Genomic DNA, 11,184 nt, shown 5'->3' on the forward strand with positions numbered 1-11,184 from the left:
AGGTGGCGCGATGCGAATACGCATCGTGACGGAGGGGGCGTCACCGCGGCTGGCACGCCCCCTCCGTCCGCTTCGCGACCACCTCCCCCGTTTCACGGGGGAGGAGAAGATCACCCCGTATTCCGCAACCCCGCCGCGATCCCCGCCACGGTCAGCTGGATGGCCAGACGGATGTTCTCGTCCTGGTCGCCGGCCCGACGGCGGGCCAGCAGCTCCAGCTGCAGGTGGTTCAGCGGATCGACCGACAGCCCGGCCAGGGCCACCGACTCCGCCAGCTCCGGCTGGTTGTCCAGCAGGGCCGAACCGCCGCGGATCGCCAGGGCGATCTGGCGGGCGCTGTCGTGCTCGCGCTGGATCGTGTCGAAGATCCGCTGGGCGTCGGCCTTGTTCGGGGACAGGTCCCTGTACCGGGCCGCGATGCCCATGTGGCTCTGGGCCAGGGCCAGCTCCATGTTCGACAGCAGCGAGGCGAAGAAGTCGAAGCCGCCGGCCAGGTCCTGCAGCTGCCCCGTCGACAGCCCGGCCCGCTCGACGCCGGCGGCGAAGCCGTACCAGCCGGGCAGCATGAACCGGGCCTGCGACCAGCTGAACACCCAGGGGATGGCCCGCAGGTCCTCGATCTTGCGGCTGGCGGTGCGGCTGGCCGGTCGGCTGCCGATGTTCAGCCCGACGATCTCGCCGATCGGCGTGGCCGACCAGAAGAAGTCCTCGAAGGCCGGGTCGTCGTACACCAGGGCCCGGAAGCCGTGGAACGAGGCCTGCGCCAAATCGGTCATGGCCGCGTCGACCTTGGGGTCGGGACGATGGGCCTCGCGCTCGCTGGCCATCAGCACCGCGGCGGCCAGGCCGTCGAGATTGCGGCGGGCGGTCGGCTGGTCGCCGAACCGGCGGGCGATCATCTCGCCCTGCTCGGTCATGCGGATGCGGCCCTGGACGGTGCCGGCCGGCTGGGCCAGCACCGCCTCGGCGGCAGGCCCCCCGCCCCGCCCGACGCTGCCGCCGCGGCCGTGGAACAGTTGAAGCCCGACGCCCATCCGCTCGGCCTCGAAGGCCAGGGCCGAGGCGCCCCGGGCCACACCCCGACGGCTGGCCACGTAGCCGCCGTCCTTGTTGCTGTCGGAATAGCCGAGCATGATCTCCTGCACCGGCCGATCACCGAGAATGGTGCGGCTGAGCGGCAGCTCCAGCCACTGGCGCAGCACCCGCGGGCCGTTCTCCAGGTCGCCGATGGTCTCGAACAGCGGGCTGATCTTGACCGAGGCGCGCGGCGCCGCCCCGCCCCAGACCAGGCCCACCTGCTTGAGCAGCACCAGCGGCTCCAGGATGTCCGACAGGGTCGCCGACTTGGAGATCACATAGGCGCCAATGCAGCCATGGCCGTAGTCGCGGACCGCCTGGGCGGCGGCCTCCATGGTCGCCAGCTCGCGGGTCGTCTCCTCGCCATAGGCGGTGAACGGCGAGACCAGGGGCCGCTGGTGCGACAGCTCGCCGATCAGCAACTTGGACCGGGCTTCCTCGTCGAGGTCCAGGTACTTCACGCCCGTGCCGGCCCGCTGGAACAGCTCGTGCAGCGTCCGTTCGTGGACGTCGGCGTTCTGGCGCAGGTCCAGGCTCATCAGGTGGAAGCCGCAGGCCTGGGCTACCTCGACCAGCGTGCGCAGGGCCGAGCCGACCAGCCGCTCGCCGCCGTTGCGCTCCAGGCTGTCGATGATGATCTTCAGGTCGGCGACGAAGGCTTCGGGATGGCCATAGGGCTCGACGTCGGTGCGGGCGGTGGCGAAGGCCACCCACTGGTTGGTCAGCTTCTGGGACACCGCCGACAGACGGTCGAAAATCAGCTCCAGGGCCAGACGATAGGGCTCGTCCAGGCGGTGGACGGACGGATCCTTGGTCTGGGCGGCCAGGGCCAGCAACTCTTCGGACACCGGCACATAGGCCGTGGACACCGCCAGGTTCGACCAGAGCTTGCGCACTTCGCTGGCGTACCAGTCGAGGATCACCCGCGATTGCGAGGCCAGGGCCAGCTTCAGGGTGTCGCCGTTGACGCCGGGGTGGCCGTCGCGGTCGCCGCCCAGCCACGAGCCCATTTTCAGCAGCGGAGCCATCTGGCCGTGCTGACCGATCTGCCGCGACCAATCGGCGTAGAGGTCGATGACCGCCGGCAGGATCGAGGTGCGGACGATCGACAGCGCGTTGCGAATCTCGTCCTTCACGGTGATCCGCTCCGGCCGATAGAGCCGGGTGCGCCACATCAGGGCGATCTCGCGGAACAGGTTCTCGCGGATCTCGGCGTCCAGGTCCGGCGGCAGGTGGTGACGGCGCAGGGCCATCAGGCGCGAGATCTCGGTCTCGCGGTCGACCATGCTGCGGCGGCGGACCTCGGTCGGGTGGGCGGTCAGCACCGGCACCACGTTCATGGCCGCCAGGACCTTGGTCAGCTCCTCCGGCGACTTGCCCTTGGCGACCAGCGCCTTGACCGCGTCGACCAGGGTGCGGGGGCGCGCGTCGCCGGGCCGGGCGTCGCCCTCGGCGTGGCGGCGGCGGCCGGCGACGTCCTCGCCGATATTGGCCAGCATCGAGTGGCTGGCCAGGGCCCGGGCCAGGAAGATCGCCTGCTCGCTCGACAGGTCGGCGAACAGATGGTCCAGCCGCGGGGCCTCGCCGTCCGGCGCCTCCTGCGAAGCGGCGGATCGCGCCGTGGCTACCAGCCGGGCGGCGTCCTCGCCGTCAAGATAGGCAATGGCCTCGTTCAGCAGGTCGCTGAGCAGGTTGGCGTTCTGTCGCACGTGGCGGCTGGTGGGGCGATCACCGTCGAGGGACAGAGGCATGCGCGAAGCTCCGCGGCCGTCGCGAGGACGCGACGGCTCACCAGGAAAGAAACGTCCGAAACGCCGACCGGATGTTGGACCCTTGCCGACGCAGCGGCGCCCTTACCGCGCTTTGCAGACCGCGAAAAGGCGGCCGGCGCAATGGTTCCGGTACCAAATTCGCTTTTGCGCAGATTCCTGCCTCTAGCGGGCCAGCCACCCGCCATCGACGGGCAAGGTAATGCCCTGGACGTAGTCCGCGGCCCGCGACGCCAGGAACACGGCGGCCCCGCCCAGGTCGCCCGGCTGGCCCCAGCGCCCGGCCGGGATGCGGGCCAGGATCGAGGCGTTGCGGTCGGCGTCGTTGCGCAGGGCCTCGGTGTTGTTGGTGTCGAAATAGCCGGGCGCGATGGCGTTGACGTTGATGCCCTTGGACGCCCACTCGTTGGCCAGGATCTTGGTCAGGCCGGCCAGGCCGCTCTTGCTGGCTGTGTACGACGGCACGCGGATGCCGCCTTGGAAGGACAGCAGGCTGGCGATGTTGATGATCTTGCCGATGCTAGTGGTGTCGCCGCCCTGCTTCATTACCTGCTTGGCGAAGGCCTGGGTCAGGAAGAACACGACCTTCAGGTTGGTGTCCATCACCGCGTCCCAGTCGGCCTCGCTGAACTCGATCGAGTCGGCGCGGCGGATGATGCCGGCGTTGTTGACCAGGATGTCGACCTTGCCGAAGGCGGCGATGGTCTCGTCAATCACCCGCTGGACGGGTTCGATCGAGCCGAAGTCGGCCTTGATCGACAGGAACTTGCGGCCGGTGGTTTCGACCGCGGCTTGCGTCTCGGTCGGGGCGCTGCGGCCGGCGGCGGCGATGTCGGCCCCGGCCTCGGCCAGCGCCACGGCCACGGCCTGGCCCAGGCCGGTGTTGGCGCCGGTGACGAGGGCGACCTTGCCTTCGAGGCTGAACAGATTGGCCATGGTGCGTGCTTCCTGATCCTGAATCTTGTCATCCCGGACGGCCTGAAAGGCCGATCCGGGACCGCCGGAAGCGCACGCGCTTGGGGCGGTCCCGGCTTTTCGCTTCGCTACGGCCGGGATGACAGCCGCAGGGAAGTGGAGCCCCCGCCCCTATTTCAGCTGGCAGATGTCCAGCACGTTCATGTCGGTATAGTCGAGGTTCTCCCCGCCCATCGCCCAGATGAAGGTGTAGTTCGAGGTGCCCGAGCCCATGTGGATCGACCACGGCGGGCTCATCACCGCTTCCTCGTTGGCGATCACGATGTGACGCATCTCGTCCGGCTCGCCCATGTAGTGGAAGACCCGGTCGTTCTCGCCGAGGCCGAAGTAGAAATAGGCTTCCGAGCGGCGGTCGTGCAGGTGCGGCGGCATGGTGTTCCAGACGCTGCCCGGCTTCAGCACGGTCATGCCCAGCAGCAGCTGGGCCGACTTGCAGGTGGTGGGCACGATATACTGGTAGATGGTGCGCTCGTTGGAGGTCTCCAGCGCGCCGCGCTCCAGCGGGACGGCGTTGGCGAATTCCAGCTTCTTGGTCTCGAACGCGGCGTGGGCCGGCAGGCTGGTCAGGTAGAAGCGGGCCGGGTTGGCGGCGTCGACGCTCTCGAACACCACATCCTTGGCGCCCATGGTCACGTAGATGCCGTCGCGCGGCTCGATGTCGTAGGCCACGCCGTCGACCGTGACCTTGCCCTTGCCGCCGCCGACATTGATCGCGCCCAGTTCGCGGCGCTCCAGGAACGGATGGCCGGCGGCCGAGGCGGGCTCGGTCTGGTCGTGCAGCTTGACGCCCTTGGACACCGGCGCGGCGCCGCCGACCACGAAGCGTTCGGCGTGATTGTAGTGCAGCACGATGTCGTCGGCCGCGAACAGGCCGTCCATCAGGTAGCGATCGCGCAGGTCGTCATTGCTGACCGCGAACATCATGTCCGGGTGGGTGGCGTGGTAGGTCTTGGTGAACATCGGGAGGCTCCGGAAAATCTATTCGGCGGCGTGTTTGATCGGCTGGACCGGCCGGGCCCAGTCGGGCCGTTGGTCGAGCTTGTAGGCCTTCTTGGGCAGGTTGTAGGTCAGGTCGACGATCAGTTCGGCGGCCTCGACCTCGTCCATGCGGTGCTCGGCGACCATGCGCGCCAGGAAGGCGCTGTCGACGCGACGGGCCAGGTCGTGGCGGGCGGGGATCGACAGGAAGGCGCGGGTGTCGTCGTTGAAGCCGACGGTGTTGTAGAAACCGGCCGTCTCTGTGACCTGCTCGCGGAACCGCATCATGCCCTCTGGGCTGTCGTGGAACCACCAGGACGGACCCAGCTTCAGCACCGGATAGTGGCCGGCCAGCGGGGCCAGCTCGCGGCTGTAGACGGTCTCGTCCAGGGTGAACAGGATGATCGACAGGCGCGGGTCGTTGCCGAAGCGCGTCAGCAGCGGCTTCAGCGCTTCGACATATTCGGTGCGCATCGGGATGTCGGCGCCCTTGTCGCGGCCGTGGCTGGCCAGCAGGGCGGTATTGTGATTGCGGTGCGAGCCGGGGTGGATCTGCATGACCAGCCCGTCGTCCAGGCTCATTTTGGCCATCTCGGTCAGCATCTGGGCGCGGAACAGCTCGGCCTTGGCCGGGGTGACTTCGCCCTTCAGCAGGCTCTGGAACAGGGCCTCGGCGTCGGTTTCGGACAGGTCGGCGGTGGCGGCGGTCGGGTGGCCGTGGTCGGACGAGGTTGCGCCGGCTGCGATGAAGGCCTGGCGGCGAACGCGGTGGCCTTCCAGATAGCCCTTCCAGGTCGTGACGTCCTGGCCGGAGACTTCGGCGAAGCGCTCGAACGAGCGGCCGAAGCGCTCGTCCTCGAAGTCGATCACCGCGTCGGGGCGATAGGCGGTGACCACGTGGCCGCCCCAGCCGCTCTCGCGAATGGCCTTGTGGTGCTCCAGCTTGTCCTGCGGGCCCTCGGTGGTGGCCAGGGTCTCGATGTTGAAGCGGTCGAACAGGGCGCGGGGACGGAAGGCCTCGGTGGCCAGCGCCTCGTTGATGGTGTCGAAATAGAGGTCGGAGGTCTCGGCGCCCAGGAACACCTTCAGGCCGAACACCTGGCTGAACACGTGGTTGAGCCACAGCCACGACGGCGTGCCGCGGAACAGGTGAAAGTTGCTGGCCAGCAAGCGCCAGGCCTCGCGCGGGTCGGTGTCGGGCACGCCGGCCTTGGACCGCACCTTCAGGGCGTCCAGGCTGATGCCCTGGCTGTAGAGCATGCGGAACAGGTAGTGGTCCGGCGCCAGCAGCAGGTCGGTGGCGTCCTCGAACGGCGCGTTGGTCGCGAACCAGGCCGGATCGGTGTGCCCGTGCGGGCTGATGATCGGCAGGGTCTTGACCTGGCCATACAGCGCCCGGGCGACGCCCCGCGTGCGCTCGTCGGCCGGAAACAGGCGATCGTCGGAAAAAACCAGGGGCCGGGTCATGGCGCTTCTTACTCCCTACTCCGCCGACGGCTTTCGCAGGCCGTTTTCGAGGCGGTTGGTAACCGGTGTCATGGCGCCATGCAAGCCAAAGCGCCGGCGATCCTAACCCACGGGCGGGGGGCTCGACGACTCCCGGACGACGAGATAGGGGATCGTGCTGTTGGGATCGTGCTTGTCGCGAGCCGCCGCGCCGATCAGCTTCTCGGCGGCGATCCGGCCCACTTCGCGGGTCGGGATGTGGATCGTGGTCAGCGGCGGCCAGACAGCCTGGGCGATCTGGAAGTCGTCGAAACCGACCACGGTCACGTCGGCCGGCACCTGCAGCCCGGCCCGGCGGGCGGCCTGCAGCACGCCGGCGGCCATTTCGTCGTTGCCGGCGAAGATGGCGGTCGGTCGGGGGGTCTGGGACAGCAGCGCCTCGCCGCAAGCCAGGCCCGACTCGAAAGTGTAGGCGCCCTGGACGACGTAGTTCGATTCCAGCTTCAGGCCGGCCTTGTTCAGGGCGTCCTCGAAACCCCCTCGCCGCTCGTGCGACGAGCGGAAGCTGGGCAGGCCGCTGATGAAGCCGATCCGCCGATGGCCCAGCTCGACCAGGTGGGCGCCCATGGCCTCGCCGCCCAGGCGGTCATGGCCGACGATCATGTGTTCGGGCTTGTCCAGTTCGACCGAGGCGATGCGAATATATTCGCAGCCGATCTCGCGCAGCAGCTTGGCCACCCGTTCGTCCTCCGACACCGACGGCGGCAGCACCACGCCGAACAGCTTCTGGCGCTCGACGAAGGTGCGCACGTCCTGCAGGAAGGTCGGGCTGCTGCGGTCGCAGGGATGGACCACCAGCTCGAAGCCGGACCCGCGGATGCCGTCCAGCAGGCCCAACTGCATGTTGACCACATATTGCGGGTTGGGATTGTCGTAGATCATGCCGATCAGGAACGAGCGGCGGAACGCCAGGCCCCGGGCCTGCGGATCGGGCGCATAGCCCCACTCGGCGATCACCGCCTCGATGCGTTCGCGGGTCTCGTCGCGCACGAAGGGCGATTGGTTGATGACCCGCGAGACGGTCTTCTTCGACACACCGGCCAGGCGGGCGATGTCGTTGATGGTCGCGCGCTTGCGGCCGCCTTCGAGGCCAGCCTCCAGGCCGGCGTCGATTTCCACGCCATCGGCGTCCGGCGAAGGGGTCTTGGACGAGGTCAAAGCGTTTCCATGCGGCGATCGTTGTTCCGTTTTGTCATACCCTACCGCCGACGGCGTCGCTACAAATGCACTTTCTGGCGCAATTGCCCTATGGTGACACCGGTTTCCCCGACGTACAGACCAGAAGGGCAGCACGAAAAGTTCCAATGGCAAAGGCTTTGATCAGCGAACCCAGTCCCCTTCCCTCCGAATCGATCCACGGCGTCGATCCGCGCGACCATGTGGCGACCGCCTTGCGCGACCTGCTCGCCGGCGAGGCGCTGGACCTGCACGGCCAGACGATCGTCGCCCGCGCCGACATCCCCAAGGGTCACAAGATCGCGGTGCGCGCGGTCGGCCATGGGCAGGACGTCCTCAAGTACGGCTGGCCGATCGGCCGGGCGACGGCGGACATCGCGGTCGGCGACCACGTGCATGTCCATAATGTCGAGACCCGCCTGTCGGGCGTCGAGGGCTTCGCCTATGCCGACGCCCATCCCGAGCCGCACGCCGCGCCGCCGGCCGGGACCTTCCTGGGCTATCGCCGCAAGAACGGACGGGTCGGCACCCGCAACGAGATCTGGGTGCTATGCACAGTCGGCTGCGTGGCCAACACCGCCCGGCGGATCGCCGAGAAGGCCAATCAACGCTTCGTCGGACGAGTCGATGGTGTCTTCGCCTTCCCCCACCCGTTCGGCTGCTCGCAGCTGGGCGACGACCTGGCCCACACCCGCAAGCTGATCGCGGGCCTGGCCGCCCACCCCAACGCCGGCGGCGTGCTGATCCTGGGCTTGGGCTGCGAGAACAATCAGCTGAAAGCCCTGCTGGACTCGGCCCCGGGCCTGGATCCGGAACGCCTGCGCTCGTTCACCACCCAGATGGTCGAGGACGAGCTGGAGGACGGCCTCGACGCCGTCGAGCAACTGGTCGCCATCGCCGAGCGGGACCGGCGCGAACCGGCTCCCCTTTCGGACCTGGTGGTCGGCCTGAAGTGCGGCGGCTCGGACGGCTTCTCGGGCGTCACCGCCAATCCCCTGGTCGGCCGCATCGCCGACAAGGTCTCGGACGCCGGCGGCACCCCCGTGTTGACCGAGATCCCAGAGGTGTTCGGCGCCGAGGGCGTGCTGCTGGCCCGCGCAGCGACCCGCCAGGTGTTCGACCAGGCCGTCGGGGTGATCGACGACTTCAAGCGCTACTTCATCGACAACCACCAGCCGATCTACGAGAATCCCTCGCCCGGCAACATAGCCGGCGGCATCACCACGCTCGAGGAAAAGTCCCTCGGCGCGGTGCAGAAAGGCGGCCGCGCGCCGCTGGTCGAGGTGCTGCGCTATGGCGAGCAGGTCGGCCCGCATGGCCTGACCTTGCTGGAAGCCCCCGGCAACGACGCCGTCTCCTCCACCGCCCTGACGGCGGCCGGGGCGACGGTGATCCTGTTCACCACCGGCCGCGGCACGCCGCTGGGCTTCCCGGCCCCGACCCTGAAGATCGCCTCGAACTCGGCCCTGGCCGCCCGCAAGCCGGGCTGGATCGACTTCGACGCCGGGGTGGTGCTGGCGGGCCAGACCATGGATGCGGCGGCCGACTCCCTGATGGATCTGGTCGTGGCCACGGCCTCGGGTCAGCCGACCAAGGCCGAACTCAACGGCGAGCGTGAAATCGCCATCTGGAAACAAGGCGTTACCCTTTGACCGACACCCTTTCCCGTCCTCTCCGCCTGAACGCCGTCAGCTATCCGGCCGCCAATCCCGGCGTCGCCCTGCCCACCTATGACCGCGACAAAGTCTCGGTCGGCGTCGTGCATTTCGGCCCCGGGGCCTTCCACCGCGCCCACCAGGCCTTCTATTTCGACCAGCTGCTGGCCAAGGATCCGCGCTGGGGCCTCTGCGCGGTGTCGTTGAAGAGCCCCGGCGTCCGCGACGCCCTGCAGCCGCAGGACGGCCTCTACACCCTGGCCCAGCTGGACGCCGAGACCACGTTCCGCGTGGTCGGCTCGATCCTGGAGGTGCTGGTCGCGCCCGAGGATCCGCCGGGGGTCTTCGCTCGCCTGGCCGCCCCCACCACCCGCGTGGTCACCCTGACCGTCACCGAGAAGGGCTACTGCCTGACCGGCGACGGCAAGCTGGACGTCGCCCACCCCGACATCGTCCACGACCTGGCCCATCCGCGCGAGCCGATCAGCGCGGTCGGCTACCTCGTCGAGGGCCTGCGCCGCCGCCAGCAGGCCGGCCTGCCGCCCTACGCCGTGGTGGCTTGCGACAACCTCGCCGACAACGGCTGGCAGCTGAAGGCGGCGGTCGTGGCCTTCGCCGGGTCGGTCGACCCCGCGCTCGCCGCCTGGATCGAGGCCGAGGGCCGCTTCCCGCGCACCATGGTCGACAGCATCACCCCCGCCACCGACGACGCCCTGCGCGCCCGGGTCGAGGCGGCCACCGGCCTGACCGACGCCTGGCCGATCCAGCGGGAGGCGTTCACGCAATGGGTGGTCGAGGACGTGCTGGGACCGGACGCGCCGGACCTGGCCAGCGTCGGCGTCACCCTGACCGACGACGTGCGCGGCTTCGAGCGCGCCAAGCTGCGGCTGCTCAACGGCGTCCACTCGACCATCGCCTATGCCGGTCTGCTGAAGGGCCATGAGACGGTATTCGAGGCGATCAGCGATCCGGACCTGGCCAGGATCGCCGAGGACCTGATGGTCCAAGACATCATCCCGACCTTGACCGCGCCGCGCGGCCTGGACCTCCTGGCCTATGGCCAGGCGATCCTGGGCCGGTTCCGTAATCCCGAGATCCGCCACCTGCTGAGCCAGATCGCCTGGGACGGCTCGCAGAAGCTGCCGTTCCGCATTCTCGGCACGGTCGCCGACGCCCTAGACGCCGGCCGTCCGGTCGACCGCCTCGCCCTGCCCCTGGCGGCCTGGATGCACTTCGTCCGTCGCCGCGCGGCGGAAGGCGTCAAAATCGTCGATCCCCTGGCCGATCGCCTGGTCGAAACGGCGGCCGCCTGCACCGGCGACGCCAAGGCCGACGTCGCCCGGTTCCTGAAGCTGGAGCCGGTGTTCAACCGTGACCTTGCGGGGAACGCCACGTTCGTGGCGGCGCTGGAGAAGGTGTACGCCGGACTGGCCTAGGATTCGTTTGGGGACACGCGCATGCGCGTGTCCCCGTCGGCGGCGCTACCGCGTCACATCCTTGCCGGTGACGACCGGCAGCACGGTCCGCAACAGGATCGTCAGGTCGAACCAGAATCCCTGGCGTCGCAGGTATTCGGCGTCCAGCGCCACCTTTTCGGGGATCGACACCTCGTCGCGGCCGTTGATCTGCGCCCAGCCGGTGACGCCGGGCCGCAGCGCCTCCACCCCGGCCGCCGTCCGCAGCGCGATCAGGTCGTCCTGGTTGAACAGCGCCGGCCTGGGCCCGACCAGGCTCATGTCGCCGACCAGCACGCTCCACAGCTGCGGCAGCTCGTCCAGGCTGGTCCTGCGCAGGAAGGCGCCGGGCGGCGTCAGCCAGCGGTCGGCGTCCTCCAGCAGGTGGGTGGCGACCTGCGGGGTGTCGATCCGCATGGTGCGAAACTTGGGCATGGCGAACAGGACGTTGTCGCGCCCCACCCGCTTGGACCAGTGCAAGGCCGGTCCTGCCGAGGTCAGGCGCACGACCGCTGCCACCACCAGCAGCGGGATCGCCAGCAGCAGCAGCGCCGCCGCGGACACCGCCGCATCGAACAGGCGCTTCACGTCAGG

At 69.0% G+C, this 11,184-nt stretch carries 8 protein-coding genes; 2 read left to right on the forward strand and 6 right to left on the reverse strand.

The window, feature by feature from the left end:
- Nucleotides 1–110 precede the first annotated feature (110 nt).
- From ppc to ACSQ2G_RS01615, 5 genes are all read right to left on the reverse strand, one after another.
- Nucleotides 111–2,828: a phosphoenolpyruvate carboxylase gene (ppc, locus tag ACSQ2G_RS01595; RefSeq protein ID WP_436027739.1), complete on the reverse strand. Its 2,718-nt coding sequence runs from the start codon at nucleotides 2,826–2,828 to the stop codon at nucleotides 111–113.
- 183 nt (nucleotides 2,829–3,011) lie between these two features.
- Nucleotides 3,012–3,782, reverse strand: a complete 771-nt coding sequence (gene kduD, locus ACSQ2G_RS01600) for a 2-dehydro-3-deoxy-D-gluconate 5-dehydrogenase KduD (RefSeq protein WP_436027741.1) — start codon at nucleotides 3,780–3,782, stop codon at nucleotides 3,012–3,014.
- A gap of 150 nt (nucleotides 3,783–3,932) precedes the next feature.
- Complete coding sequence (kduI, locus tag ACSQ2G_RS01605; protein ID WP_436027743.1) at nucleotides 3,933–4,781, reverse strand: 5-dehydro-4-deoxy-D-glucuronate isomerase; 849 nt, start codon at nucleotides 4,779–4,781, stop codon at nucleotides 3,933–3,935.
- A gap of 18 nt (nucleotides 4,782–4,799) precedes the next feature.
- Complete coding sequence (uxaC, locus tag ACSQ2G_RS01610) at nucleotides 4,800–6,266, reverse strand: glucuronate isomerase (RefSeq protein ID WP_436027745.1); 1,467 nt, start codon at nucleotides 6,264–6,266, stop codon at nucleotides 4,800–4,802.
- 102 nt (nucleotides 6,267–6,368) lie between these two features.
- Nucleotides 6,369–7,463 (reverse strand): LacI family DNA-binding transcriptional regulator, encoded by a 1,095-nt coding sequence (locus tag ACSQ2G_RS01615; protein WP_436027747.1) that lies wholly within the window; start codon nucleotides 7,461–7,463, stop codon nucleotides 6,369–6,371.
- A 146-nt stretch (nucleotides 7,464–7,609) separates the two neighbouring features.
- Here ACSQ2G_RS01615 and ACSQ2G_RS01620 point away from each other — a divergent pair, with 146 nt between their 5' ends.
- Together ACSQ2G_RS01620 and ACSQ2G_RS01625 are read left to right on the forward strand one after the other, a co-directional pair.
- The gene (locus tag ACSQ2G_RS01620) at nucleotides 7,610–9,133 is read left to right on the forward strand and encodes a UxaA family hydrolase (protein WP_436027749.1); all 1,524 of its coding nucleotides are present in this window, start codon (nucleotides 7,610–7,612) and stop codon (nucleotides 9,131–9,133) included.
- A complete protein-coding gene (locus ACSQ2G_RS01625; RefSeq protein WP_436027751.1) occupies nucleotides 9,130–10,572 on the forward strand; it encodes a mannitol dehydrogenase family protein in 1,443 nt (480 codons plus the stop codon). Before ACSQ2G_RS01620 ends, ACSQ2G_RS01625 begins: the two co-directional genes overlap by 4 nt.
- A gap of 45 nt (nucleotides 10,573–10,617) precedes the next feature.
- On the opposite strand, the gene ACSQ2G_RS01630 is transcribed toward ACSQ2G_RS01625, so the two are convergent.
- Complete coding sequence (locus ACSQ2G_RS01630) at nucleotides 10,618–11,178, reverse strand: sugar transferase (RefSeq protein ID WP_436027752.1); 561 nt, start codon at nucleotides 11,176–11,178, stop codon at nucleotides 10,618–10,620.
- Nucleotides 11,179–11,184 lie beyond the last annotated feature (6 nt).

The organism is Caulobacter sp. LjRoot300, from assembly GCF_964253875.1.
Lineage (GTDB): Bacteria > Pseudomonadota > Alphaproteobacteria > Caulobacterales > Caulobacteraceae > Caulobacter.

Coding starts and splice junctions, on each gene's coding strand:
- ppc (WP_436027739.1), bottom strand. CDS start 2,828: ATGCCTCTGTCCCTCGACGGTGATCGCCCCACCAGCCGCCACGTGCGA.
- kduD (WP_436027741.1), bottom strand. CDS start 3,782: ATGGCCAATCTGTTCAGCCTCGAAGGCAAGGTCGCCCTCGTCACCGGC.
- kduI (WP_436027743.1), bottom strand. CDS start 4,781: ATGTTCACCAAGACCTACCACGCCACCCACCCGGACATGATGTTCGCG.
- uxaC (WP_436027745.1), bottom strand. CDS start 6,266: ATGACCCGGCCCCTGGTTTTTTCCGACGATCGCCTGTTTCCGGCCGAC.
- ACSQ2G_RS01620 (WP_436027749.1), top strand. CDS start 7,610: ATGGCAAAGGCTTTGATCAGCGAACCCAGTCCCCTTCCCTCCGAATCG.